This window comes from Thiococcus pfennigii, from assembly GCF_016583835.1.
Taxonomy (GTDB): Bacteria; Pseudomonadota; Gammaproteobacteria; order Chromatiales; family Chromatiaceae; genus Thiococcus; species Thiococcus pfennigii.
On record NZ_NRRW01000041.1, the window covers coordinates 1 to 24,281 of the forward strand.

Consider the following 24,281-nt stretch of genomic DNA (forward strand, 5'->3'; position numbering starts at 1 on the left):
TCTGGGGGTCTCGGGAGAGGGGGCCGGTCTCGCTCGGGCGATGCGGGTCGGGGCGATCGCCGCCGCGACCGAAAGCAAGAAAGCGGCCGTGGCCGCTTTCTCGTCTCGTCCGCCCCCGGCGCCGGCGCGCTCGGGCCTCGCCGTCAGTGCGACGACGAACAGCCCCCGCCGGAGGACGAACCGCAGCTGCCGCAGCCACCGCCCATCTGCGGCAGGTTGTTGAAGATGAAGGTCGCCTGGCCGTCGCCGCGATCGACGAAATCGATCTCGACGCCGCGCAGGTACTCGAGCGTCTCCCCGTCGACGATGACCTTGAAGCCCCCGCACTCGAGGACGCCGTCATCCCCGTTGATCGAGTCGGCGAAGGTCATCGCGAAGGCCACGCCGCTGCAACCGCCCGGCGTCGCATAGACCCGCACCCCTTGGATATTGTCGTCGACCTGCTCGAACAATTCGCTCATCTTCTGCTGCGCCGGGGCAGTCAGGGACAGGTCCTGCTGGGTCAGGGCCGCATGCATGCTGGGAATCTCCAACGAAAAGACTAGGACTAGCGGGCAATGGTAACAAAGGATGCCGCCAGCCGCCAGCCGCCAGCCGCCAGCCGCCAGCCGCCAGCCGCCAGCCGCCAGCCGCCAGCCGCCAGCTGAAGGCTGAAGGCTGAAGGCTGAAGGCTCAACCCCCTCAATCCAGACGTCCCTGCGCCGAGAGGGCCGCGAGGTGGCGTTGCGCGTCGACCAAGTGCTGGCCCCAATGATGGACGTAGCCGGTCAACCAGCCATGGATCGCCCACTGCGGGGCGGCCGCGAGCAGCGCCAGGCCCTCCTTGAGTTCGCAGTAGATGTCGGTCAGATCATCGGCCAGGCTGCCGGTCATCGCCTGCTCGCCGTCGAGCCGATCGAATTCGAGCCAGTAGCCATCGCGCTCGCCGAGCAGGGTCAGGAGGTGGGCATAGAGCTCGAACCGGCCATCGAGGTCGACCTCGCCCCAGAGGCGTCGCGGGACATCGCGGGCGTCCAGCGACCAGAGCGCGGCGTGCAGCCGCGGCAGCAACTCGGCGATCTCCGCCAACCAGCGTTGGGGCTCGGTGCCGGAGCCTTCGATCGCTCGGCAATAGCGGGCCGCCAGGCCGGCGATCGCGGCGACGGCATGGTCCATCGCGGGGGTTGTTCGGTGTCTCGGGGATGACATCACCGAGAAGTGTAGACGATGCCAGCGCCACGTCAGGGTCCGCCCCGTTCAACCCTCACGGCGGACCCGTTCTGATCCGCCGGCGTCGCCTGTGCCGATGGCACGGCCCCGTAGGTCGGGTTCGGCGCGCCGGTACGGCGGTCGCTGGCAAAGGACAGGCTTGCGCGCGCCGTAACCCGACGTGGCGCGCGCGGGTCGGACGCCGCGCCGCTACCCGACGTCGACCTGGACGGACTCCGCGTCGCCGGCTGATCCGCCGGCGTCGCCTGCGCCGATGGCACGGCCCGTAGGTCGGGTTAGGCGCGCTGGCACGGCGGTCCGGGTAAAACAAAGGATTGCGCGCGCCGTAACCCGACAGGGGCCTCGGCGGGCGCCACGGTGTCGGCCGTCGGGTTACGCCCCCGCGGGGGGCTAACCCGACCTACGGGCCGCGGCGCCGCGCGGTCATTGGCACGGCCGTGCGGGATGGGCCTCCGCGGCCGCCGTCTCGACCGCTGCGAGAGGCGAGCATTCGCCTGCGCACCACCCAGTCGAGGATCGACCGCCAACCCTTCACCCTCAACGAAAAAGGCCGCAGAACGGATCAGCCCTGCTGGAATTGGTTGAAGGGGGTTGCGCGCCGAAGGCATTCCCGGTATAGTTACTTTCTCGATTGCGGGGTGGAGCAGTCAGGCAGCTCGTCGGGCTCATAACCCGAAGGTCGTAGGTTCAAATCCTGCCCCCGCTACCACATTGGAGAAGAAAGGGGCCTGTCGCGGTGTCGCGGCAGGCCCCTTTTTCGTTGGCCTGGGCTTGGGGCCTGTTGCGAGGCGCCCCGTCCTCTGTGCCAATCGTTGGCGGTTGGTCTCCGCCTTGCCTTTGGGTATCCTTGGGATTGGCCGGCCCCGCAGGACGGAATCGCGGGAGTGGGTGCCTGGCCGCTAGGCAGAGGGGCGTGCTGCGCCGATGTCCGATGCCTGTCGAGTTCGTTTCTGGAGAGGTGGCTGAGCGGTCGAAAGCGGCGGTCTTGAAAACCGTTGAGGAGCAATCCTCCGGGGGTTCGAATCCCTCCCTCTCCGCCAGTTTGGTGCGGCCCGCCAGCGGGTCTCTGCACGGCCGTCCGAGCGGGGCCGTAGCGCCGGCGGTCCGTCACGGCGGTCCTTCGTGGGAGGTCCATGCGACCAAGATGATCCGAGTCTTTCTGGTGGACGATCACGAATTGGTGCGCACCGGTATCCGGCGCATCCTGGAGCAGACCGGCGACATCGAGGTCGTCGGCGAGGCCGCCGATGGCGATTCGGCCCTCAGGCAGGTGAAGAAGGTCGATCCCGACGTGGTCCTGATGGATATCAGCATGCCTGGGGGCATGGGCGGTATCGAGGCGACGCGCCGCCTGGTGCGGCTGATGCCCGAGGTCAAGGTCGTCGCGTTGACCGTCATGGACGACGATCCGTTCCCGCTGCGGCTGCGCGAGGTCGGGGCTGTCGGTTATCTGACCAAAGGCTGCCCGGCGGAGGAGATGATCGATGCGATCCGCGCGGTGATGCGCGGCCAGCCGTACGTCGACTCGGTGCTGGCCCGTAAGCACATGCTCGCCGACTGGCAGGGGATCGCGACGACGCCGTTCGCCGAGCTATCCTCGCGCGAGATCGAGGTGGCCTTGATGATCCTCGACGGTCGCCGCACGCAGGAGATCTCCGATACCCTCTCGTTGAGTCCCAAGACGGTCAGCACCTATCGCCAGCGGATCTATGACAAGCTCGATGTGAAGACCGACGTGGAGTTGACCCGTTTGGCCTATCGTTTCGGGTTGATCCACGACCACGAACAGGGCTGAGCCGCCGCGCCGATCTGACTTCGGCACCGTTTCGTGCGTCCCTGGCCGGGCGAGCCGCCGCCCCCGGTCCGCCGGCCTTCGCTGCGAGACGCCGCCCCGTGCGCCACCGACGCGATGACGACCCCTGATCCCCGCGCCCTCCTCGACCGACTGCCGACGGCGCCCGGCGTCTACCGCCTCCTCGACGCGACCGGTCAGGTCCTCTACGTCGGCAAGGCGAAGAACCTGCGCCACCGCGTGAGCAGCTATTTCAGCCGCGCGCTGAATCGTCGTCTGCAGGTCATGATGGGCCAGGTCGCCGACGTCGAGGTTACGGTGACGGGCACCGAGGGCGAGGCCCTGCTGCTCGAGAGCAACCTGATCAAGTCGCTGCGCCCGCGCTTCAACGTCGTGCTGCGCGACGACAAGAGCTACCCCTACATCTACCTGTCGACCCAGGACCCGTTCCCGCGGCTCGCCTTCTACCGCGGTTCGCGCAAGGGCCCCGGCCGCTACTTCGGCCCCTATCCGAGCGCCTCGGCGGTGCGCGAGACCCTGCAGCTGATCCAGAAGCTGTTCCCGATTCGCCAATGCGAGGACAGCTTTTTCCGCAACCGCTCGCGCCCCTGTCTGCAATACCAGATCAAGCGTTGCAGCGGCCCCTGCGTCGGGCTGATCGAGGCTGCGGACTATGCCGAGGATGTCGCCCGCACCGTGAAGTTCCTCGAGGGGCGCGCCGAGGAGGTCATCGAGGATCTGGCCGCCGAGATGGACCGTGCGGCCGCTGCGTTGGCCTTCGAGCGCGCCGCCGTCCTGCGCGACCGGATCCAGACCCTGCAGCGCATTCGGCAGCGCCAGTATGTGACCGGCGAAGGGGGCGACCTCGACATCGTCGCCGTCGCCCAGGGCGGCGGGCGTCACTGCGTGCTGGTCTTCTTCATCCGCGCTGGGCGCAACCTCGGGAGCAAGACCTTCTTCCCCCTGGCGCCGCCCGACACCGACGAGGCGGCCCTGGTCGGGGGCTTTCTCGCCCAGTTCTATGCCGACAAGCCGATCCCCGCCGAGATCCTCGCGACCGCCGCCCCGGAGGAGCGGGAACTCCTCGAGCAGGCGCTCGGCCAGCGCGCCGGCCGGCGGGTCGCGATCAAGACCCGCGTGCGAGCCGAGCGCGCGCGCTGGCTGGAGCTCGCGCGTGGTAACGCCGAGGTGGCGCTGCAATCGCGCCTGGGCAGCGAGGCGGACTATGTCCGGCGCCTGGACGCGTTGCGTGCGGCCCTGCATCTCGGTGAGCGGCCGCAGCGGATCGAGTGCTTCGACGTCAGTCACACGGGCGGCGAGGGTACCGTCGCCTCTTGCGTGGTCTTCGACGGCGAAGGGCCCTGCAAGTCGGCCTACCGGCGCTTCAATATCGAGGGGGTCGCGCCCGGCGACGACTACGCGGCCATGCAGCAGGCACTGACCCGACGCTACACGCGGATCAAGCGCGGCGAGTACCCGTTGCCGGACCTACTGCTGATCGATGGCGGTCGTGGCCAGATCGCTGCCGTCGCCGAGGCCCTGCAAGAACTCGGTGCCGGCGGCGTGACCCTGGTCGGCGTCGCCAAAGGGGCCGATCGCCGGCCGGGCCAGGAGCAGCTTTGGTTGTTCGGCCGTAAGCTCCCGACTATACTGGCGAGCCATTCTCCTGCCATGCACCTGATCCAGCAGATTCGCGACGAGGCCCATCGCTTCGCCATCACCGGCCACCGACAGCGGCGGGGTAGGGCGCGCACGCAATCGGTCCTCGAGGGCATTCGCGGGATCGGGCCGAAGCGGCGCCAGCGCCTGCTGCGCCAGTTCGGCGGCCTGCAGGGCCTGAGCCGGGCCGGCATCGAGGATATCGCCCGCACCGAAGGGATCAGCCGCCAGTTGGCGCAACAGATCTACGATGCCTTCCATCGCGGCGGGGGCGAGTGATGCCGAGGCCCCGGATGGCGGCTGGCGGCGTTGGAGCAGAGTGCAACGAACGAAGCCCTTCCGCATGTGGAATATCCCCAATATCCTGACCCTGGTGCGCATCGCGCTGATCCCGGTGCTCGTCGGCGTATTCTATTGGCCGGCGTCCTGGGCGCCGCTGGCGAGCGCCGGCATCTTCACGGCCGCGGCCCTGACGGACCTGCTCGACGGCTATCTGGCGCGCCGCTGGGATCAGACCTCGCCGTTTGGCGCCTTCCTCGACCCGGTGGCCGATAAGCTGATGGTCGCCGTGGCCCTCGTCTTGCTCGTTCAGGCCGACCCCTCGCCGCTGCTGGCGACCGCTGCCGCCGTCATCATCGGACGCGAGATCACGGTCTCGGCCCTGCGCGAGTGGATGGCCATGATCGGCGCGCGGGCGCGGGTCGCGGTGTCGCTGATCGGCAAGTTCAAGACGGCGGCCCAGATGGTCGCGATCACGCTGCTGCTGATGCGCAACCCGGTCGTCGGCGTACCCATCTATTCGCTCGGCATCGTGCTCCTCTATCTGGCGGCCTGCCTGACCCTGTGGTCGATGATGGTCTACCTGCGGGCCGCCTGGCCGAGCCTCTCGGCGCCGGCCAGCGTCCATGCCAAGGCCAAGGCCGACGCGGTGGCGGCTCAGGTATTGACAGATTCGGAGAAGCCCCTATAATTTCGGATCTCGACGCGGGAATAGCTCAGTTGGTAGAGCACAACCTTGCCAAGGTTGGGGTCGCGAGTTCGAGTCTCGTTTCCCGCTCCATATGCCTGGGTGTGGCGTCGTCGCTCCTCGGCCGGCTAGCGCCGGGGAGCCGCCTTACCCAGTAGAGGCAGGCCGTTGGTCATCGTTGCGGGTCCCGCGATAGATGGCCAGCGGCCTTCGTCTTTCTGCCCACCCTGAAGCAGGACGAGGTTCGTCCCCGGTCTGGCGGCGGTCCGCCACGTGGCGCACGCCGTCAGTTCGGCGGCTGGAGCAGGGCCGCGACGGCCAGCTCCAGGTCGCGCACGGCCAGTCGCTCGTTCGTGCGGTCGCCGGCCATCAGGGCCTCGGCGATGGCCGGGTAGCGCGCCTGCCATGCCGAAAACCGGTCCTCGATCGTGCCCTCGGTGACCAGATCGTAGAGGCGTGCCGGTCCTTCCTCCGGGCCTCGACCTCCCCAATCCTCTGTGTTCGGCCTGTGCCACGGCGCGTAGCGGATCAGCGTGTCGGCGCCGGTGCGCGCGCGCCGGCTGCGGCCGCGCGGCGTGCCCGCGAGTTCGACGGTGTCTCGGGTCGGCGCCGGCGTGCCAGCGCGAGGCTGACGGGCAGTGATCCCCTGTTCGGCCAGGCGGGCCTCGATCAAGCGGCGCAGCGCGGGCGGGTCGGCGACGATGAGGACGCGCCTGCCCTCGGCGAGGATGGGCGGCAACAGGGTCGTCAGCAGGTCGAGCTTCACCGAGCGTGAGATGCCGCGGGCCGCCGCCAGGCGGAGCAGGCGTGGCTCGTTGCAGACCTGGCGCAGCCTCAGCACCGTCTCGCGCAATAGGCGCAGGGCGCCTGAGGCGTCCGCCTCGTCGAGGGCGGCCCGGATCCGCCCGAGCGCCGTCGTACGCAGCGTCTCGTAGAGCGTGCGTTGCGCGCCGTCGAGGGCCGTCGAGCGCCGATGCTCGCCGTCGCGGTCCTCATCGGCGAGGTCGCGCAGCCGGCAGTCCGGTTCGATGCGGATCCGCCAGCCGCCGCGGTACAGGGCCGGCAGGTCATGCTGGATGAGCCGTCTCCAGGCGGCCGCATCGTGCGCCTGGAAACCGATGCGAGTCGCCTCGCGCACGAGCGGCTCTAGGCGCAGCCCGGCGAGCTGCGACCAGATGCGCAGTTCCGCCTCGCGATCGCGGTACAGCCGGATCGTTCGGTCGGCCTCGTCGCGGGTGAGGGCGGCCTGTTGGGCGGGGTCCGGCGCCGTCATGAGGCCGGCATAGTCGAGCGCGAGCCAGGCGAGGTCCCGTGCCGGGGCCGAGGGCCCGTGCTGCGTCGCCAGGGTCAGGCAGGGGATGGGGGTGACGATGCCGAGATCGATGTCCTCGACCTCGCCCGGCAGCGGTAGGGCGACCGGTAGGGCGGCGAGTCGCTCGCGGACGATCCGTGCCGCGCGGGCCGTGAGGGTCGGTGCCGCGATCAGCGTGGCGGCCAGCGCGTCCGGCAGGCCGCTCGCGAGGGGGCCGCAGGTCCCGCTCGCGGCATCCAGGTACCAGGGTGGCGTGACCGGTAGCAGCTCGGCTGGCGGGTGGCGTTCGCTCGCGACCCGGTAGCGGCCGTCGCCCCCTCGCACCCACCGCAGGGCCGTCGCGAGCGGCGCACCGCGGCGGAGCGCACGGCCGGGGTCGCCCTGGAGGTGCAGCCGGCCGGAGGCGAGCATCTGCTGAAGCGCCAGGGCGCCGAGTCGTCCGGTCAGGGGGATCGGCGATCCGTCGCCGGGCCGCCCCGCGAGGAGCGCCAGGATCGGGTCGTCCCGGTCGTCGGCGAGTCCGCTCGGGGGCTCGTCGAAGGCGACCTCGACGCAGTCGCCCGGTCCGCGGGCCTCGTACAGCGCGACCGCCCAGCCGGGCGCCTCGGGCGTTCCGCCCGGGCGCGTCAGGACATAGCGGAGGTCTCGGCCCCGCACGCCCGGGGCCTCGTCGGCGGCCGTCGCGATGCGCGCCAGCCAATCGCGGACGGCCGCGTCCGGCTTGGCCACGGCGAGCCGGCCCGAATGCTTGGCGGCGCTAGGCGAAGCGCCGCAGGATCGCCTGAGATTCCTCGGCGGCGATCCGTGGGCCGAGGCTGGTCACGAGCTTGGCGGACGCGGCGCAGGCCAGTTCGCCGGCGCGCCGGTGTCCCCAGCCCTGGGTCAGGCCGTGCAGGAAGGCACCGGCGAACATGTCCCCGGCGCCGACCGTATCGACCGCCCGGACCGGGACTGCCGGGATCTCGATCAGGTCCTGGCCGTCGTAGACGAGGGCGCCCTTGGGGCCGCGCGTGATGACGAACTCGCGGGCGAGCGCCTTGAGTTGCTCGACCGTCGTGCCGAGGTCGTCGCTACCGGCCATGCCCATCGCCTCGGCCTCGTTGGCGAACAAGAGGTCCACGCCGCTGCCGATCATCTCCAGCAGGCCGTCCTTGAAGTAATTGACCATGTTCGGGTCGGAGAGGGAAAAGGCGGTCTTGATGCCGGCGTCGTCGGCGACCCGTTTGGCCTCGATCGCGGCGCGGCGGGCCGAGTCCGAGGTCACCAGGTAGCCCTCGGTGTAGAAGTAGTCCGAGTCGCGCAGCGCCTCGATGACCAGTTCGCGCTCGGACAGCGCGCTGCTGACACCGAGAAAGGTGCACATGGTCCGGTCGCTATCGGGGGTGACCAGGACGACGCAACGCCCCGTGTGGCCGTCGTCGCGCTCGCAGTGGTGGTTGGTGTCGATGCCGCCGGCGATCAGATCGTCCATGTAGAAGTGGCCGAGTGGATCGTTGGCGACCTTGCAGGAATAGAAGCCCTTGCCGCCGAACTGGCTGACGGCGATGACGCTGTTCGCCGCCGACCCGCCGGAGCCACGCTTGTGGTCATGGTCGGCGAGGTGTGCCATGAGTTCGAGTTGTTGGGCCTCGTCGACCAGGGTCATGACGCCCTTGTCGATCCCCAGTCGCTCCAGATCCTCCGTGGTGACCTCGTACTCCATGTCCACGAGGGCGTTGCCGACGGCATAGATTTGGTATTTGCGCATGATCTCTCCTTCTGGCTGGGCGGCGACGACCTCGAGAGGGCCAGGTACCCGGGGCGCCGCCAGCGGGCAAAGGGTGACAGTGTAACGGCCTGGGCGAGCCGTGCCACCCCCGCCGTACCGCGCCGCCGCCTCCAACGCCGATCGAAACGGCCGTCGACTGTCCTTGAAGCGCGTGCGCCGTGCGCTCGGTCCGCCGGCGTCGATCGCGGGGGCGTGCCCCGGTGGGTGTTGTCGCGCATCCCGGCCCGTTTGCGGGCCGGCTGCCGGCCTATCGCGCGTCGCCGAGCAGCCCTTTGGCCCAGTCCTCCATCGCCGCGTTCACCACCGGCATCGGGGCCTCGAGGAAGGTGACGACGAAGCCGCGATCGGTCTCGGCGATGCCGATCGAGCGTGGTCGCATCGCGAGTGCGAGCGGGTCTGGGAGGGTCAGGCCGAAGCAGAAGACGAGATTCTTCGCCGCCCGAATGCCGTCGCCGATCTGGCCCGTCGGCAGCGAGCGGGTATGGGCGAGGTGGTCGAACTCGGCGACCACGCAGGCATAGGCGTGGGCCTCGATCCGAGTCCGAAAGTAGGCGACGATCTCGTCGACCGACTGGTAGGGCGTCTCGTCGCGGTCGATCTCGAGCGCGTAGACGGGGATGCCCTCCAGCCGCAGCGATTGCTTCATGATTCAGGCCCGCGAGAGATGTGGATGGGAAGCCGGCTCCATGCGCATGGAGGCGGACGCCGCGGATGCGCGTCGACTCAGGCCGCGGGCACGCAGACCTGCCGGCGGACGACCGCGAGGACCGTGCGCAGGGACAGGTAGGCGACGACCAGGCTGACCAACGCCAGCAGCAGCCAGCCGAGTGCGACGAAGGCCACCGCCCCGGTCTGCGTATACATCGTCAGGGTCGCGATGGTGATGGCCGCGAGCGGGAACGAATAGGCCCACCAGGACAGGAAGAACGGCAGTCGCACGAAGCGCCTGATCTGGGTGGCGAGCAGCAGCGTCAGGAACAGGCCGCTGTAGTAGAGCAGCCGGGCGAACGGGTCGAGGCTGTCGGTGAGTTGGGTGTAGGCGATGAAGCCGACTGCCGGCGGGGCGATCAGGATGAAGAAGGTCGGCATGAGCCGTTCCGGCAGCGGGTGATGGAAGAGCACCCGGTAGAAGATGATCGTGAAGAGCACCAGCCAGAACAGGATCCCAATGCTGAAGAAGAGCCACGAAGGCTCGGCGAAGCCGAGCGGCACCCCGGCGATCGGCACCAGCACGTTGCCCACGACCGGGATGAACCAGGCCGGGTTGATGTGGTGGATCTCGAATCGATCCTGATGGATCCAGACCCCGAGGACGTAGAGGGTGAAGATCAGATGCAGCCCGGCCCCCAACAGCCAGAGGACCTCGGCCGTCAGCGGCTGGTGCGGCAACATCGCGATGCCGAGGAGGATCAGGCTGATCGAGATGGTCGGGAAGAAGTTGAGCTGCACCGGGTGCGCGAGTTCTCCGCGCACGGCCGCCGGATGGAGGATCAGCTTCGCGATGAAGAGGATCGAGAGTACGGCGAAGACCGTCGCTGCAACGGCGACGAGGCCGACGGAGACCGACCAGGGGAGGTCGAAATCGACCTCGGCCTTGCGCCAGGCGATGGCCAGCCCCGTGAGGCCCATGACCATCGCGAAGAAGGCGACCGGGAAGTGGGCCAGTCGGGATTCTGGGTGGGGTTCGCTCATCGGTGCTCCGGGCCTTGGGGGGACGCTGACCTTGTGGCTTTGCTGGGCGAGGATCGGCGCGAAGGCCGAAAGCGTGGTCTCCAACCGCGTTCTATCGTCGGTCGCTCGGCGCGCCGGACGATGACAGTGCCCCTGCCCCGGCACGCGCCGTGCGGCGCTGCTTCGGTCAGACGCCACGCCGGGCCGTCGAATCGCGGCGATCCTCGTCGAAAAGCCCAGTTAGGGCATTGAAATCGGTCAATGCCCGCGGGTCGGCTACCGTACCTCGCCGTCGGCGATCCGGTGCAGGTTCGGGATGTCGAGCAGGAAGAGGTTGGGGCGCGTCTCGACGAGCAGGCTCTGGCGCTTGAACTCGGCGATCGTGCGACTCGTCGTCTCGGTGGTGATGCCGAGCATTGCGCCCATGTCCTCGCGGCTGAAGAGCTGACAGGCGCTGCTCTCGCGGTCTCGCACGAGGCGCAGCAGCAGGCGGGCGACCCGCTGGCGCGCCGCGCCTGTGGAGAGCTCGGTGAGCCAGGCGTCGGCCTCCGAGAGGGCGTGGTGCCAACGGGCCATCAATTCGCGATACAGGTTGGGGTTGTCGCGGCTGAGCTCTCCGACCAGCTTGGCCGGGTAGCGGCAGACCTCGGTCGGCTGGAGCGCTACGGCGTCATGGTGGTAGGGCTCTTGCAGCAGGGCCTCGAGGCCGAGTACATCGGTACCCCGGACGATGCGTACGATCCGCTGGGTACCGTCGCTCAAGTACTGGACCAGTTTGAGCGCGCCGCTGCGGATCGTGAAGAGGAACTCGCCCGAGTCGCGGGCGTGATAGAGGGTCGTGCCCGGTTGGAGCACGAATTGGTCGATCGGCTCGTGGATGCGGGCGAAATCCTCCTCGGTGAGGCCCGCGAACAGCACGCTGTCGCGCAGGGCGCAATGGCGGCAGTCCGCGGCGCCAGACCAGGCCTCGCGCATGGAGATCTTCTTCGTCATGGATGAATAGGGCCCAACTGCAGTGGCGGACTGGGCAGCCAGTCCGGATAGGGTGCCAGTCTAACCGAAGACGGGGTCTACAGATTCGCTCGCTTGCGTCTTTTCACCAGGTTGGGAATGTGGTAGATCGGCGGCAGTCCGGCCGGCGCTGGTCGGGTGCCTGCGGCGTCGTTGGGCGCGACGCAAAAAGGCCGCCCGGGGGCGGCCTGGATCTCAGCCGATCGCTCGGCGGACGTCAGTCGGCACGGTACTTGTCGTGACAGGCCTTGCAGGCCTCGCCGACCTGGCCGAAGGCCGCGCGGACCGCCTCTTGGTCGCCGCCCTGGGCGACCTCGGCCAGGGCGTTGGCCTTCTGGTTGAAGTCCATCGCGAGGTCGCGGACGTCCTCGGGGTTCTCGAAGAAGGCCGGCTTCACGTTGGTCTTCACATCGCCGATGTCCCGCTCCGTGCCGGGCGCGTAAAGGGCGCCCATGCCGGAGTTGGCGATCGCGGCGATGGCGTTCGCCGCGCCCGCCACCTGCGCCTGGTTGTAGTCGCGGTCGAGGTTGACCTTGATCTTGCCCATGTTCCAGCTCATGAACGAATAGCCGGCCTGGCGATACTGGATCAGCTCCTCGGGCTTGAATTGGGCCGCGGCGGTCGTAGCCAGGGCGAGGGTGGCGACGCCGACGGCGGCGCCAATCAGGTGCTTCTGCATGGCTTTGCTCCTTCTATCGCTTGCTATGTGGCCGCGAGCTTAACATATCCCTGTGGCGATCCTCCGGTCGGAGGGGCTGGATACCGGCGCCGGAGCCAGCTGTCGACGGCGGCCCCGACGGGCCGTTCGGGGGCGCCGATCTTCGCCGCCCGGGTGCCCGGAGTAGGTTCTCGGGCCCCACGACACCGATCGAGCAACGGAGACCACGATGGAACTCAAGGGCAGTAGGACCGCAGAGAACCTCAAGACCGCCTTCGCCGACGAGGCCCAGGCGCATCGGCGCTACCTCTACTTCGCGGCGAAGGCCGACATCGAGGGCTACAACGACATCGCGGCCGTCTTTCGCACCACGGCCGAGGGCGAAACCGGTCATGCCGACGGCCATCTCGAGTACCTCGAGACGATTGCCGACCCTGTGACCGGCGCCCCGATCGGGACCACGGCCGAGAACCTTCGTTCGGCGATCCAGGGGGAGCTCTACGAGCACGCTCAGATGTATCCGGCGATGGCGAGGGTCGCCCGCGAGGAGGGTTTCGACGAGATCGCCGACTGGTTCGAGACCCTCGCGAAGGCCGAGCGCAGCCACGCCAGCCGGTTCCAGAAGGCCCTCGAGCATCTCGAACCCTGAAGCTCCGAAGGCTCGGTGCGGCCTTGCCGACCCGAGTCGCGTCAGGTCCCGGCGATCGTCATCCGGTCGATGAGCCAGGAGCCGGTGCGCGTGCTGCCCGGGAAATCGCAGTCGTTGCCGACGGCGACGAGGCCGGCGAACATCTCCGCGAGGTTGCCGGCGATCGTGACCTCCTCGACCGGGTGCTTGACCTCCCCGCCCTCGATCCAGAGCCCGGCCGCGCCGCGCGAGTAGTCGCCGGTCACCAGGTTGACGCCGTGCCCCATCAGTTCGGTGACGAGGAGGCCGGTGCCCATCTCGCGCAGCAGCGCGGGGCGGTCGAGCTCGCCCATGTCGATCGCGAGGTTGCGCACGCCCCCGGCGTTGCCGGTCGTCTCCATGCCGAGCTTGCGGGCCGCGTAGCTGTCGAGCACATAGGTCTGGAGGATGCCGTCGCGGACCAGGTCCTTGTCGGCCGTCGCGACGCCGTCGCCGTCGAACGGGGCGCTGGCCAGGCCGCGCGGCAGCAGCGGGCGCTCGTGGATGTGCACGAACGACGGGAAGACGGGCTCGCCGAGCCGATCGAGCAGGAAGCTCGCGCGCCGATAGATGCTCGCACCCTGGATCGCGCCGATCAGCTGGCGCAGGAGCCCGGCGGCCACCTCGGCCTGGAACAGCACCGGTGCCTGGCGGGTCGCGATCGGGCGCGCCCCGAGCCGGGCCAGGGTCCGCTCGGCGGCGCGTCGGCCGATCGCCGCCGCCTCCTCCAGGTCCTGCGGCGCCCGCGCCGTCGACCACCAATAGTCGCGCTGCATGCCGCCGTCGGCCTCGCCGATGACCGCGCAGCTCAGGCCGTGGCGGGTCGTCGGGTAGCCGCCGATGAAGCCGTGGCTGTTGCCATAGACCTGAAGCCCCCAGTGCGAGGAGAGGCTCGCGCCCTCGGAGTTGGTGATCCGCGGGTCATGACTGCGCGCGGCGTCCTCGCAGGCGACGGCCAACGCGATCGCGTCCTCGGCGGTGATCGCCCAGGGGTGATAGAGGTCGAGGTCGGGTATGGCGCCGGCCATCCGCTCGGCGTCGGCGAGGGCCGCGTAGGGGTCTTCCTCTGTATAGCGGGCGATCGCGCAGGCTGCGGCGACGGCCTCGCGCAGGGCCGCCGGACTCAGGTCCGAGGTGCTCGCCGAGCCCTTGCGATGGCCGAAGTAGACGGTCACGCCGAGGCCGTTGTCGCGGGTGTGCTCGATCGTCTCGACCTCGCCGAGGCGCACGGCCACCTCCAGGCCGGCGCGGGTGCTGACGGCGGCCTCGGCGGCCGTGGCGCCCTGGCGGGCGGCCTCGGTCAGGATCGCTGCGACGCTGTCCCGCAACTGGCCGAGGCGGCCCTGCGGATCCTCGAGGACAAAGTGGGCCATTGGGCTTCCTTCAGGCATTGACATGGTGGCCGGGTGAGCGGCCGGTTGGCTGGACGGGTCGTGGCGGCGCCCCTCAGGCGCCGGTGCCGCCGACCGTGAGGCCATCGATGCGCAGCGTCGGCTGGCCGACGCCGACCGGCACGCTCTGGCCCTCCTTGCCGCAGGTGCCGACACCGCGGTCGAGGGCCAGGTCGTTGCCGATCAGGCTGACGCGCGTCAGGACGTCGGGCCCGTTGCCGATCAGGGTCGCGCCTCGGACCGGGCGGCCGATCCGTCCACCCTCGATCAGGTAGGCCTCGCTCGCCGAGAACACGAACTTGCCGGAGGTGATGTCGACCTGACCGCCGCCGAAGTTCGCGGCATAGAGGCCGCGCTCTACCGAGGCGATGATCTCGGCGGGGTCCTTGTCGCCAGCCAGCATGTAGGTGTTGGTCATCCGCGGCATCGGCAGGTGGGCGTAGGACTCGCGTCGCCCGTTGCCGGTCGGGGCCAGGCCCATCAGCCGGGCGTTGAGCCTGTCCTGCATGTAGCCGCGCAGGATGCCATCCTCGATCAGCACCGTGCACTGGGTCGGCGTGCCCTCGTCGTCGATGTTGAGCGAGCCGCGCCGCCCGGGCAGGGTGCCGTCGTCGACGACCGTGACCCCGGGGGCGGCGACCCGCTCGCCGAGCCGCCCGGCGAAGGCCGAGGTGCCCTTGCGGTTGAAGTCGCCCTCCAGACCGTGGCCGACCGCCTCGTGCAGCAGGACTCCCGGCCAACCGGGGCCCAACACCACCGTCATGGTGCCGGCGGGGGCCTCGCCGGCCTCGAGATTGGTCAGGGCCTGGCGCACGGCCTCGCGGGCCAGTTCGACGGCCAGGTCCGCGGCGAGGAAGTAGCCGAGTTCGGCGCGTGCCCCGCCGCCGCTCGTGCCCTGTTCGCGCCGCCCGTGCTCCTCGGCGATGACGCTGACGTTGAGCCGCACCAGTGGGCGCACGTCGGCCGCCAGGGTGCCGTCGTCGGCGATGATCAGCACCGTGTCCTGCGCCGCGACGAGGCTGGTGACCACCTCGCGCACGCGCGGGTCGAGGCGCCGCGCCTCGGCATCGACGCGCTGGAGCAGGGCGACCTTCTCCTCGTTGCTCAGGCTCTCGATCGGGTTCAGCGGCGCGTAGAGGCGGTGCGGCACTGGCAGCCCGTCGATGCGCACGCGCCCTTGCTGGCCGCCCCGGGCGATCGCCCGGGCGGCCTGGGCGGCCTGTTCGAGGGCCGGCAGGTGCAGTTCGTCCGAGTAGGCAAAGCCTGTCTTCTCGCCGCTCACGGCGCGAAATCCGGCCCCCTGCTCGATGTTGAAGCTGCCGTCCTTGATGATGCCGTCCTCCAGCACCCAGGACTCCAGGCGGCTGGTCTGGAAATAGATGTCGGCGGCGTCGATGGCCGGCGCGCGCAACGCGCCGCACAGGCGGTCCAGGTCGCCGTCGGTGAGGCCCGCGGGCTCTAGGATGCCTTGGCGGGCGATCGAGATGGGGTCGCTCATGGTGAGGTTCGGTGCTCGCTCCGGCTGGCCGCGGTGCGTCTCGGGGTCGCCGCGGTGAGATGGGTCTGGTGGGCGGGGATCGGGGCGCGCCGCCCTCCGGCGGCCGGCCCCGTTCGCATACCCTATTGATCCACAGGGTGCGTCCTCACGGGTGGCATTTCAAACGGCGATGATGGATGGTCGGGAAGTTGCGTCGCACTGTGGCCTGTAGGTCCGGGTCGAACGGGCAGCAGACGCAGCCCGGGCCGCGGGCGACCTCGCCGAGGATCGCCCCCCAGGGGTCGACGATCATGCTATGGCCGTGGGTCTCGCGCCCGTCCATGTGGTAGCCGCCCTGGGCCGCGGCGATCACGTAGGCCAGGTTCTCGATCGCGCGGGCCCGCACCAGGCTCTCCCAATGCGCCTTGCCGGTGATCGCGGTGAACGAGGAGGGGACGGCGAGCAGTTCGACGCCCTGATCGAGCATGCAGCGGAACAGCTCGGGGAAGCGCAGGTCGTAGCAGACGGCGACGCCGAGGCGGCCGAACGGGCTGTCGAGGACGACGACCTCCTCGCCCGGCTCGATGGTCGCGGATTCCTCGTAGCGCTCGTTCGTCCCCGGCACGTTGACGTCGAAGAGGTGGATCTTGTCGTAGCGACCCACCTGGCGGCCGTGCGCGTCGAAGACCAGGCTCGCCGCCCGCAGTCGGTCGTCCGCTCGGGTCTTCAGCGGCACCGTGCCGCCGACCAGCCAGATGCCGTACTTGGCGGCGATGCGCGCGAGAAAGTCCTGTAATGGACCCGTGCCCGGTTCCTCGCGCAGCGCCAGCTGGTCGTGGTCGCGCTTGCCCTTGAACGCGAAGTTCTCCGGCAGCACGACGAGGCCGGCGCCGCACTCGCTCGCCTCCTGGACGAGCCGCTCGGTTTCCAGCAGGTTGGCCGTCACGTTGGGACCGGACGCCATCTGTACCGCGGCAAGTTTCTTCTTCGTCGTCTTCATTTGACATCAGGTCCGGCCCGCCCTTTGAACTCGGTCGCTGGGCGTCGGCGCAATGACTGTGGGATCCGGGCCCCGCGGAAGGCTCCGTGGCGCCGGCGTGGGACAGGCAGGCCCCGTCTCTTCTCGCGCCCCTCGTGCCCATGGCGCGTCGCCCAACGAGGTCACCCTCGAAAGATACCATCGGCCGCCGCGACACAGGAAGGACACCCCGAAGGTTCAAGGTGCTCGCGTGGGGCAAGGAGGCCCCACCTTCAGTCGTCTACAGGACCGAAGATGAAGCGAAGCGGAAAACGCACTTGCGGTTCGCGTATCGAGAAATCGCCCGAATGACGATCTTTTCAAGGTCCCCGCAAGCCCTCACCGGCCGATGTCGTTGGCGGCACCTCAAGTCGAGTGGCGTTCCTTGATCCGGGTGCCGAGGAAGACGCCGGCGATGACGAGCAGCAGGGCCGTCCAGCCCAGCACGAAGAAGCCGACCGCCGCCGAGCCGATCAGGAGGAAGAATCCGAGCGTGTCCTTCTGCTCGTTCGCCATCAGATATCCACTCAGGCCGCTCAAGAGGAACAGCACCGCGTGCCCGATCAAGATCATGTTGGTTCTCCAGTTCTCTTGCGAAGAGGCGTCTACGCGGGATGCGCACGCCGGGTAATGGCCACTGTAGCAATGCGCCGCAGGCGCTCCATCCCTCCCTCGCCCCCGGCGTGAGGGCGCGGGCCGAGGGTGCGCGGCAGGACTCCGGGCCGGCATCGTCGCCGATGGCACGGTCGCCGCGTCGGGTCTCGCGTGGCGACCGCCCGGCGGCACGGCCGCCGGTCGGATGGTCGCCGCAAAATGGCGGGGATTGTATTCCGCGGCATGGGGCCAGTGCCAATCGCGCTGGCGCCGGGCGGCGACTCGGAGGCGGGGGCACAGGGTCGCGGCATCAGGGGGGATCGAGAAATAGGTTCGGCGGTTCGCTCGGCGGCGCTGCGTCGGCGGACGCGGCGGTCTCGCCGGCTCGGACCTCGGTGCCGCCGCCGGCGAGCCCCGACAGCAGGCTCCCGAGCCGGTCGCTACGGGTCATCGTCGGGTCGGCCCAGGGGCCGGTGACCCGGTATCGGTAGCGGATCAGGCGGTCGACGACGTCGCCCGCGACCTGATCGGCGACGTAGACGGCCGCCCCGACCAACGGCCCGCCAGCCACGGCGCTCGCCAGCGCCACCCCGGAGCCGATCTCGGGGGTGACCGTCACCACCTGCTCGAGCTGCCCGTCGATCAGGTCGGCACGGCCCGCGATGTCGATGTCGCCGGAGGGCCCGGTGATCCGGAAGCGATCGATGCGCGCCGAGCCGTTGCCGATCGCCAGTTCGCCGTCGATGCGCTCGAAGCTGAAGCCCTTGCCGTAGAGATCGCTGAAGTCGAGGGCGAGACGGCGCTGCAGGGCGCCGAGGTTGAGGATCCCGAGGACCCGGCCGAGGCCCGGCTCGACCGCGAGCAGGCGTCCGGCGCCGATCTCGACGCTCAGGCGTCCGGCCATGGTCGCGACGCGGATATCGTCCGGGCCGCCGGGCCAGCCGAGGTCGAGATGCGCCGTCGTCGGGGCCGCGTCGAGGACCGAGCCGTAGCCGACCGTGTGGAGGATGCGACCGAGGTCGGCGCCGCTGCCCCGGAGGGTCAGTTCGGTGCGGGGGAGACCGTCATCGCCGACGACCCACTCGCCGGAGCCGAAGAGCGTCGCCGGTGGTCCGCCGATCGAGAGGCGGTCGAAGACCAGCCCGCTCGGCACCGTGAAGGAGCGGACCTCGGCCTGGCCCAGCGACTCGCCCCGCCAGAGCAGGCGCGCCACCTCGAGGGTGAAGGGGCGCGCGGTGCGCGGGTCGGACAGTCGGGCGCGCCCTGGCGGCCTCGGTCGCGGCGGCTCCGCGTCGTCCTGTCGGACAAGCAGTTCGGCCAGGTCGAGGTGCTCGAGTCGGATCTCCATCGGCGTCGCCCGGGTCTGATCCGGCAGCGTCAGCGCGCCGGCGAGCTCGGCGGTGTCGATCCGCGCCTGCCAGCGTCCCGGGTGGCGCTCGGCATGAAGCTCCAGGTCGTGGCTCGTCGCCGGGCCGAGGTCGAGTCGGGCGATGCGCAGGTCGAGCCGGCGCAGCGGCAAAGGGCCGCCCGGTCCAGTGGCGAGGTCATGGCGCTGTGCCCAGGCGAGCCAGGCCGGGACGTCGAGTGCGTCCAGTTGCCCCGCGACGACGAGCCCGGGGCCGTCCGGCAGCGCCGGCGCCGGACGGCCGACCCCGACGCTGCCGCGCGTCAGGCGCGCGCCGTCGCCTTCGGCGAGGTCGAGGCGGGCGGCCAGCGCCCCGAGGGTGGCGTCGATCGTCAGACGCGCGTCGCTCGGCGCCGATTTGCCCGTCAGGCGCAGCCTCCTGATCGTCGCGGCGTCTTTGCCGAACGGCGCCGGCAGGTCGAGGCGCACGCCAGCGAGGTCGGAGGTCAACTCCCAGTCGAGCGGTGGCGAGTGGGCCTCCAGATCCTGGTGCTCGAAGGTCAGGTCCAGGTGCCAGGGCAGGCGGCCGGCGGCGAGCGACCAGGGTCCGCTCGGGAGGCGGCGCGCCAGTTCAGCGATCGGCGTGGTTCCTTCGACCTCGACCCGCGTCGCCTCTTCATCGGGTCCTGTCGGGTGGATGCGCAGCGTGACCGGCTGGTCCCAGATCTGCCCGGTCAGCCGCTCGGTGGCGACCCCGTCGGCGGTCACGACGAGTTGCCCGCCGAGCCCCGCGAGGGCGATGTCGGTGCCGACCACCGCCAGGCCCGCGTCGGGCGTCGGCCAGGTCACCTCGCCACGCAGTGCGATCGGTGCCTCGTCGTCGAGCGGGTAGGCGAGGTCGAGGTCGAGGTGCATCGGGCCAGTCGCGGCGAAGGCCTCGCCCAGCGTGCCGAGCCGCTCGGCGAGCGGCGACGCCTCGATCAGGCGCAGGCCGTCGGCGAACGGGCCGCGGCCCGCACCGCGGATCAGGACACGCTCGGCATCGATCAGGTCGGGGATCGCCGCGTGGACGGGGCCGAGGGCGGTATCCAGCGTGCGGGCGTCGCTGAGCTCGATGTCGAGGCGGCGGTTCAGGAACCGCAACCGGCCGTCCGCCTGGACGATCGACGGCCAGTCCTGGTTGTAGCTGAGCTCGACGTCCTCGACGTCGAAGAGGACCTCGAAACGCCCTTCGCCCTGGCCGAACGGGAAGGCCGCGAGCGGCCCGAGCACGAGCAGGTCGCCGGCCGGTACCCGACCGCGCGGCAGGGCCCGGTCCAGCCAGCGCACGAGCCTCGGATTCATGATACCGACCGGCAGATAGCGGGGGATCGCCGCGACCTCGGCATTGCGGAAGTGGGTGCGCAGCGCGATCTCGGGGCCGCCGGCGGTCGGGAGCCGCAGGGTCAGTTGGCTCAGGGTCGCGATGTCGGCGTTCTCGGCCAGGAGCCTCGGCGCCTCGATGACCATCTGGCCTTGCGCGTCGCGTCCCCAGCGGATGGTCCCGGCCAGGCGGCTGGCGGCGAGCGGGGCGCGGAAGAGGTCGGGCATGTCGAGGGTCAGGTCGTTCGCCGCGAGCAGGCCGTGGCCGGCCGCCGGGCCCCCATCGACGAAGGCGTCGAGGCCCGCGACGCCCGGGATCGCGCCGGAGGGGGCCGTGGTCAGGTCGATGAGGCGCCCGCGCAGCCGCCAGTCGGCGGCGGTGTTCGGCGCCTCCGGGAGGGTCAGTGCGAGGGCGAGGGCCTCGCCGCGCCCGGCGATCCGGGCCCGCGCGAGGTCGGCGGCGATGCCCGCCTCGGGCGGCGCGAGTCGCAGCAGGCGATCGAGGAGCGCTAGGTCGAGGTGTGCGACCTGCGCCTCGAGGAGGCGGCCGCGCGCGCCCCGGGTCAGGCGCAGGTCGATGCCGTCGCCGCTGCAGCGTTGGGCGCCTTGGGCGAGCCCGATGTCGGAGAGGCGCGCCTGCCAGCCGGTCGCCTCGGCGCGCCAGCGCAGCGCCCCGCTCAGGCGCTCGATCGGTGTCGCGGCTGCGTCCGTGGTCAGTTTGCGCAGGTCGAAGCGGGCCTCGATCGAGGCCAGGGTGCCCGCGTCCCAGGTGCCTGTGCCCCGCAGGTCGAGGCGCCCGCGCGCGTCGGCGAGCCCGGCCGGGAGTCGTTCGCGGGGGATCGGGCCGTCGGCCAGGTCGCGCAGTGCGAGGTCGCTCGCCTCGAGCGCGAGCCGTCCGCGCCAGTCGCCGGGGCTCGCCGCTGCGCCGCGCAGGTCGGCGCGCAGCACGAGGCGCCCGGCCAGCCCTGGCGCGCCGGCCGGGACGGCATCGAGGGTCAGGCGGTGGCGGCGGCCACGGTTCTCGAGGGTCAGGGTCAGGTCGCCGAGCGGCCGCGGCGCGGCCCCGGGGGCGCCGTGCCAGTGGAGTCGCGCCCCGTCGACACGCAGGTCGCCGTGCTTCAGAAAGTACTCCTGGAGCTTGCCGTCGTCGATGGCCAGGCGGTCGAGGCCCGGGATGACCAGGCGCCCGTTGGCCTCGCGGCGCACCGTCACCTGGGCGCCGTCGATCGCCCCCCCGTCGAGGCGCGGTGCGCGGGCCAGCAGCGACGCCGGGACGTCGAGGTCGAGCTGGAGGCGCGCGGCGCGCAATCGGGTCGCACCGCTCGCCGGGTCGAGCAGGGCGAGGTCCGAGACGACCAGGCGGGCGCCGAGACCGTGCCCCACGAGCGCGATGTCCCCGGCCTGGACCCGATAGCCGACCGCCGCCTCGATCCAGCCCGCAACTGGCCCGCGCAGCCCCTCCGCCCGGGGCAGATACAGGTGCAGCGCGGCGATGAGCAGGACCCCGCCGAGCCCGGCCACGAGACCGAGCGCGAGCAGTGCCCGAACCAGCCGGGCGGCGGCGGGGCGGCGGGTCATCAGATCAGCACCACGTCGTATTGCTCCTGCGTGTAGAGGGCCTCGACCTGGAGGCGGACCGGCTTGCCGACGAAGGCCTCCAGCTCGGCGAGATGGGCCGATTCCTCGTCGAGCAGTCGGTCGATGACCTCCTGCGAGGCCAGCACCAGTAGGCTCTCGACGTCGAATTGGCGCACCTCGCGGAGGATCTCGCGGAAGATCTCGTAGCAGACGGTCTCGGCGGTCTTCACCGAACCGCGTCCGCAGCAGCAGGGGCAGGGTTGGCAGAGGACGTGCTCGAGCGATTCGCGCGTGCGCTTGCGGGTCATCTCGACGAGGCCGAGGGTCGAGACCTCGGAGATGTGGGTCTTGGCATGGTCGCGGGCGAGGCACTTCTCCAGTGCCCGCAGGACCTGGCGCTTGTGCTCCTCCTCGGTCATGTCGATGAAATCGATGATGATGATGCCGCCGAGGTTGCGCAGCCGCAGCTGCCGGCAGATGGCCTGCGCCGCCTCGAGGTTGGTCTTGAAGATGGTCTCCTCGAGGTTGCGGTGGCCGACGAAGGCGCCGGTGTTGACGTCGATCGTCGTCATCGCCTCGGTCTGCTCGATGATGAGGTGGCCGCCCGACTTGAGCTGGACCTTGCGTTGCAGGGCCTTCTGGATCTCGTCCTCGACGCCGTAGAGGTCGAACAGCGGGCGCTCGCCCTGGTAGTAGTCGATGCGCCCCCCGATCTCTGGGATGTACTTGGCGGCGAACGGCCGCGCCCGCTCGACGGTGGCGCGCGAGTCGATGCGCACCCGCTCGACCTCGGGCGTCACGAGATCGCGCAGCGCGCGCAGCGCGAGCGGTAGCTCGTCGTGGATCAGGCCGATCGCACTCGTCGTCTCGGCCCGCTCGCGGATCCCGCGCCAGAGTTTGGCCAGGAAGACCATGTCGCGGTCGATGATCTCCGCGTCGATGCCCTCGGCCGCGGTGCGGGCGATGTAGCCGCCGGTCGCCGGGTCGGCGTCGACGCGCGCCTGGAGGATCTCGCGCAGCCGCTTGCGCTCCTCCTCGTCCTCGATCTTCTGCGACACGCCCGTGTTGCCGAGCGAGGGCATGAACACCAGGTAGCGGGAGGCGAGCGAGATATTGGTCGTCAGCCGTGCGCCCTTGGTGCCGAGCGGTTCCTTGATGACCTGCACGACGATGGTGTCGCCCTCGCGCACCAGGTCGTTGATGTGGTCGCTGCGCGGCTCGCCCTCGGCGCCGATGATGTCCGAGGCGTGCAGGAAGGCGGCCCGCTCCATGCCGATGTCGACGAAGGCCGCCTGCATCCCGGGCAGCACGCGGCAGATCAGGCCCTTGTAGATGTTGCCGACCAGGCCGCAGCGCTCGGTCCGTTCGATGATGATCTCCTGGACCACGCCGTTCTCGACGACGGCGACGCGCGTCTCGGGCGGCGTGACGTTGATCAGTATCTCTTCGCTCATGCCATCAGGCCTGTTCCGTTGTCGTGATCTCGAAGTCGCTGCCCGCGCCGCGGACGAGCCGGTTGCAGCGAAGCGATGGCGAGTGGCGAGTAGACGAGACGGTCGGCGACGGGTCGGGGTCCATCCCCGGCCTATCCGGCGTTTGCGCCGGTTCCGCCGCCTCGTGCCGCGGTCGTTCTTCGGGCCTTTGCTTGGGGCGGCCCGGGCGGGCCGCCCTCACTAGATACTCTAGACCGCGCCGTCGAGCAAATGGATCCCGGCCGCGCCGAGCAGTTCGGCCGTCTCGAACAAGGGCAGCCCCATGACCCCGGAGTAGCTGCCGGCGAGTTCGGCGACGAAGAGGGCGCCGAGGCCCTGAATCGCATAGCCGCCAGCCTTGTCGGCCGGCTCGCCGCTCGCCCAATAGGCGGCCGCCTCGGCGGCGCTTACCGCTCGGAAGCGCACCCGGCTCGCGCTCAGCGCCGTGCGCTCGATGCCGGCGGCGATCAGCGCCACGCCGGTCAGCACCTCGTGGCGGCGCCCGGACAGGCGCGCGAGCATCGCCAGCGCGTCGGTGCGGTCGCGCGGCTTGCCGAGGATCGCCCCGTCGACGACGACGGCCGTGTCGGCGGCGAGGACCGGCGGCCGCTCGGTCGGTGGCGCGTCGGCGAGCGCCGCCCGCGCCTTCGCGAGCGCCAGGCGCAGGACGAAGTCCGCCGCCGCCTCGCCCGCGGCGGGGGTCTCGTCGACGTCGACCGGCCGCACCGCGTGGCGCACGCCGATCTGGGCGAGCAGCGCGCGGCGCCGCGGCGAGCCCGAGGCCAGTAAGATCTGCGGTGCCGGCGCCTCGGCGCGCCCATCAGGCGCGGTGGTAGGGGTGGCCATTGACGAGGCTCCAGGCGCGGTAGATCTGCTCGGCGAGGATGACCCGCACGAGCGGGTGCGGAAAGGTCAGCGGCGACAGCGACCAGCGGCGTTCGGCCTGGGCGAGGCAGTCGCCGTCGAGGCCATCGGCCCCGCCGACCAACAGCGCCAGGTCGCGCCCGCCGGCCAACCAGCCGCGCAGCTCGCCGGCGAGCTGCGCGGTGCTCCAGGTCTCGCCGCGCTCGTCCAGGGCGATGACGGCGGCGCGCTTCGGCACGGCCTTGAGGAGCCGCTCGCCCTCCTCGCGCCGGGCCCGCTCGGCGCTGCCGCGGCCGCGCTGGCCGGGTTCGATCTCCACGAGGCGCAGCGCGCATTCCGGCGGCAGGCGCCGCACATAGTCCTCGAAGCCGGCCTGCACCCAGGGGGGCATGCGTCGCCCGACGCTCAGCAGGTGGATGCGCATGGGCGGCGTTCGGCGTTGGTCTGCGGGGTGCGGGACACGGCG

At 70.6% G+C, this 24,281-nt stretch carries 20 protein-coding genes and 3 tRNA genes; 7 read left to right on the forward strand and 16 right to left on the reverse strand.

Annotation, left to right across the window (positions count from 1 at the left end):
* Window positions 1–143: 143 nt before the first annotated feature.
* A complete protein-coding gene (locus CKO41_RS12885) occupies window positions 144–518 on the reverse strand; it encodes a HesB/IscA family protein (RefSeq protein WP_200255015.1) in 375 nt (124 codons plus the stop codon).
* 163 nt (window positions 519–681) lie between these two features.
* Window positions 682–1,155: a DUF5063 domain-containing protein gene (locus CKO41_RS12890; RefSeq protein WP_242464313.1), complete on the reverse strand. Its 474-nt coding sequence runs from the start codon at window positions 1,153–1,155 to the stop codon at window positions 682–684.
* A gap of 686 nt (window positions 1,156–1,841) precedes the next feature.
* Here CKO41_RS12890 and CKO41_RS12895 point away from each other — a divergent pair.
* The 6 genes from CKO41_RS12895 to CKO41_RS12920 all read left to right on the forward strand — a co-directional run bounded on the left by CKO41_RS12895 (window position 1,842) and on the right by CKO41_RS12920 (window position 5,720).
* Window positions 1,842–1,918: transfer RNA gene (locus CKO41_RS12895), tRNA-Met, on the forward strand.
* A gap of 243 nt (window positions 1,919–2,161) precedes the next feature.
* Window positions 2,162–2,249 (forward strand) — tRNA-Ser (locus tag CKO41_RS12900).
* A gap of 104 nt (window positions 2,250–2,353) precedes the next feature.
* Window positions 2,354–3,004, forward strand: coding sequence for a response regulator (locus CKO41_RS12905; protein ID WP_200251466.1), 651 nt, complete (start codon window positions 2,354–2,356; stop codon window positions 3,002–3,004).
* Window positions 3,005–3,118: 114 nt separating this feature from the next.
* The gene (uvrC, locus tag CKO41_RS12910; RefSeq protein ID WP_200382574.1) at window positions 3,119–4,939 is read left to right on the forward strand and encodes an excinuclease ABC subunit UvrC; all 1,821 of its coding nucleotides are present in this window, start codon (window positions 3,119–3,121) and stop codon (window positions 4,937–4,939) included.
* Between the two features lie 64 nt (window positions 4,940–5,003).
* Complete coding sequence (gene pgsA / locus CKO41_RS12915; RefSeq protein ID WP_200251501.1) at window positions 5,004–5,630, forward strand: CDP-diacylglycerol--glycerol-3-phosphate 3-phosphatidyltransferase; 627 nt, start codon at window positions 5,004–5,006, stop codon at window positions 5,628–5,630.
* Window positions 5,631–5,644: 14 nt separating this feature from the next.
* A tRNA-Gly gene (locus CKO41_RS12920) sits at window positions 5,645–5,720 on the forward strand.
* 193 nt (window positions 5,721–5,913) lie between these two features.
* On the opposite strand, the gene CKO41_RS12925 is transcribed toward CKO41_RS12920, so the two are convergent.
* The 6 genes from CKO41_RS12925 to CKO41_RS12950 form a co-directional block, all read right to left on the reverse strand.
* Complete coding sequence (locus CKO41_RS12925; RefSeq protein WP_200382575.1) at window positions 5,914–7,668, reverse strand: hypothetical protein; 1,755 nt, start codon at window positions 7,666–7,668, stop codon at window positions 5,914–5,916.
* Window positions 7,669–7,696: 28 nt separating this feature from the next.
* Window positions 7,697–8,686 carry an adenosine kinase gene (locus CKO41_RS12930; protein WP_200251472.1) on the reverse strand — a complete coding sequence of 330 codons (990 nt, stop codon included), beginning with the start codon at window positions 8,684–8,686 and terminating at the stop codon, window positions 7,697–7,699.
* A 268-nt stretch (window positions 8,687–8,954) separates the two neighbouring features.
* Window positions 8,955–9,353 (reverse strand): DUF6858 family protein, encoded by a 399-nt coding sequence (locus CKO41_RS12935; protein WP_200251474.1) that lies wholly within the window; start codon window positions 9,351–9,353, stop codon window positions 8,955–8,957.
* A gap of 77 nt (window positions 9,354–9,430) precedes the next feature.
* Complete coding sequence (locus CKO41_RS12940) at window positions 9,431–10,399, reverse strand: SLAC1 anion channel family protein (protein WP_200382576.1); 969 nt, start codon at window positions 10,397–10,399, stop codon at window positions 9,431–9,433.
* Between the two features lie 255 nt (window positions 10,400–10,654).
* A complete protein-coding gene (locus tag CKO41_RS12945) occupies window positions 10,655–11,371 on the reverse strand; it encodes a Crp/Fnr family transcriptional regulator (protein ID WP_200251478.1) in 717 nt (238 codons plus the stop codon).
* A gap of 235 nt (window positions 11,372–11,606) precedes the next feature.
* Window positions 11,607–12,068, reverse strand: coding sequence for a c-type cytochrome (locus tag CKO41_RS12950; RefSeq protein WP_200251480.1), 462 nt, complete (start codon window positions 12,066–12,068; stop codon window positions 11,607–11,609).
* Between the two features lie 208 nt (window positions 12,069–12,276).
* Here CKO41_RS12950 and CKO41_RS12955 point away from each other — a divergent pair, with 208 nt between their 5' ends.
* The gene (locus CKO41_RS12955) at window positions 12,277–12,696 is read left to right on the forward strand and encodes a rubrerythrin family protein (RefSeq protein WP_200251482.1); all 420 of its coding nucleotides are present in this window, start codon (window positions 12,277–12,279) and stop codon (window positions 12,694–12,696) included.
* Window positions 12,697–12,737: 41 nt separating this feature from the next.
* On the opposite strand, the gene pmbA is transcribed toward CKO41_RS12955, so the two are convergent.
* The 8 genes from pmbA to rlmH form a co-directional block, all read right to left on the reverse strand.
* Window positions 12,738–14,087, reverse strand: a complete 1,350-nt coding sequence (pmbA, locus tag CKO41_RS12960) for a metalloprotease PmbA (protein WP_200251485.1) — start codon at window positions 14,085–14,087, stop codon at window positions 12,738–12,740.
* Window positions 14,088–14,160: 73 nt separating this feature from the next.
* Window positions 14,161–15,603, reverse strand: a complete 1,443-nt coding sequence (gene tldD / locus CKO41_RS12965) for a metalloprotease TldD (protein ID WP_200251488.1) — start codon at window positions 15,601–15,603, stop codon at window positions 14,161–14,163.
* 145 nt (window positions 15,604–15,748) lie between these two features.
* A complete protein-coding gene (locus CKO41_RS12970; RefSeq protein ID WP_200251490.1) occupies window positions 15,749–16,582 on the reverse strand; it encodes a carbon-nitrogen hydrolase family protein in 834 nt (277 codons plus the stop codon).
* Between the two features lie 384 nt (window positions 16,583–16,966).
* Window positions 16,967–17,173: a hypothetical protein gene (locus tag CKO41_RS12975; protein WP_200251493.1), complete on the reverse strand. Its 207-nt coding sequence runs from the start codon at window positions 17,171–17,173 to the stop codon at window positions 16,967–16,969.
* A 331-nt stretch (window positions 17,174–17,504) separates the two neighbouring features.
* Window positions 17,505–21,479, reverse strand: a complete 3,975-nt coding sequence (locus tag CKO41_RS12980; RefSeq protein WP_200382578.1) for a YhdP family protein — start codon at window positions 21,477–21,479, stop codon at window positions 17,505–17,507.
* On the reverse strand, window positions 21,479–22,933 hold the full coding sequence (rng, locus tag CKO41_RS12985; RefSeq protein ID WP_200382580.1) for a ribonuclease G: 1,455 nt from the start codon (window positions 22,931–22,933) through the stop codon (window positions 21,479–21,481). The genes CKO41_RS12980 and rng overlap by 1 nt, the downstream gene beginning before the upstream one ends.
* A 228-nt stretch (window positions 22,934–23,161) precedes the next feature.
* Window positions 23,162–23,797 carry a Maf family protein gene (locus tag CKO41_RS12990; RefSeq protein ID WP_200382582.1) on the reverse strand — a complete coding sequence of 212 codons (636 nt, stop codon included), beginning with the start codon at window positions 23,795–23,797 and terminating at the stop codon, window positions 23,162–23,164.
* Window positions 23,772–24,239, reverse strand: a complete 468-nt coding sequence (gene rlmH / locus CKO41_RS12995; protein WP_200382584.1) for a 23S rRNA (pseudouridine(1915)-N(3))-methyltransferase RlmH — start codon at window positions 24,237–24,239, stop codon at window positions 23,772–23,774. Before rlmH ends, CKO41_RS12990 begins: the two co-directional genes overlap by 26 nt.
* Window positions 24,240–24,281 lie beyond the last annotated feature (42 nt).

What these genes read in the sequence shown, in the direction of transcription:
- CKO41_RS12885 (WP_200255015.1), bottom strand. Translation starts at nt 518, where the DNA reads ATGCATGCGGCCCTGACCCAGCAGGACCTGTCCCTGACTGCCCCGGCG.
- CKO41_RS12890 (WP_242464313.1), bottom strand. Translation starts at nt 1,155, where the DNA reads ATGGACCATGCCGTCGCCGCGATCGCCGGCCTGGCGGCCCGCTATTGC.
- CKO41_RS12905 (WP_200251466.1), top strand. Translation starts at nt 2,354, where the DNA reads ATGATCCGAGTCTTTCTGGTGGACGATCACGAATTGGTGCGCACCGGT.
- uvrC (WP_200382574.1), top strand. Translation starts at nt 3,119, where the DNA reads ATGACGACCCCTGATCCCCGCGCCCTCCTCGACCGACTGCCGACGGCG.
- pgsA (WP_200251501.1), top strand. Translation starts at nt 5,004, where the DNA reads ATGTGGAATATCCCCAATATCCTGACCCTGGTGCGCATCGCGCTGATC.
- CKO41_RS12930 (WP_200251472.1), bottom strand. Translation starts at nt 8,686, where the DNA reads ATGCGCAAATACCAAATCTATGCCGTCGGCAACGCCCTCGTGGACATG.
- CKO41_RS12935 (WP_200251474.1), bottom strand. Translation starts at nt 9,353, where the DNA reads ATGAAGCAATCGCTGCGGCTGGAGGGCATCCCCGTCTACGCGCTCGAG.
- CKO41_RS12940 (WP_200382576.1), bottom strand. Translation starts at nt 10,399, where the DNA reads ATGAGCGAACCCCACCCAGAATCCCGACTGGCCCACTTCCCGGTCGCC.
- CKO41_RS12945 (WP_200251478.1), bottom strand. Translation starts at nt 11,371, where the DNA reads ATGACGAAGAAGATCTCCATGCGCGAGGCCTGGTCTGGCGCCGCGGAC.
- CKO41_RS12950 (WP_200251480.1), bottom strand. Translation starts at nt 12,068, where the DNA reads ATGCAGAAGCACCTGATTGGCGCCGCCGTCGGCGTCGCCACCCTCGCC.
- CKO41_RS12955 (WP_200251482.1), top strand. Translation starts at nt 12,277, where the DNA reads ATGGAACTCAAGGGCAGTAGGACCGCAGAGAACCTCAAGACCGCCTTC.
- pmbA (WP_200251485.1), bottom strand. Translation starts at nt 14,087, where the DNA reads ATGGCCCACTTTGTCCTCGAGGATCCGCAGGGCCGCCTCGGCCAGTTG.
- tldD (WP_200251488.1), bottom strand. Translation starts at nt 15,603, where the DNA reads ATGAGCGACCCCATCTCGATCGCCCGCCAAGGCATCCTAGAGCCCGCG.
- CKO41_RS12970 (WP_200251490.1), bottom strand. Translation starts at nt 16,582, where the DNA reads ATGAAGACGACGAAGAAGAAACTTGCCGCGGTACAGATGGCGTCCGGT.
- CKO41_RS12975 (WP_200251493.1), bottom strand. Translation starts at nt 17,173, where the DNA reads ATGATCTTGATCGGGCACGCGGTGCTGTTCCTCTTGAGCGGCCTGAGT.
- CKO41_RS12980 (WP_200382578.1), bottom strand. Translation starts at nt 21,479, where the DNA reads ATGACCCGCCGCCCCGCCGCCGCCCGGCTGGTTCGGGCACTGCTCGCG.
- rng (WP_200382580.1), bottom strand. Translation starts at nt 22,933, where the DNA reads ATGAGCGAAGAGATACTGATCAACGTCACGCCGCCCGAGACGCGCGTC.
- CKO41_RS12990 (WP_200382582.1), bottom strand. Translation starts at nt 23,797, where the DNA reads ATGGCCACCCCTACCACCGCGCCTGATGGGCGCGCCGAGGCGCCGGCA.
- rlmH (WP_200382584.1), bottom strand. Translation starts at nt 24,239, where the DNA reads ATGCGCATCCACCTGCTGAGCGTCGGGCGACGCATGCCCCCCTGGGTG.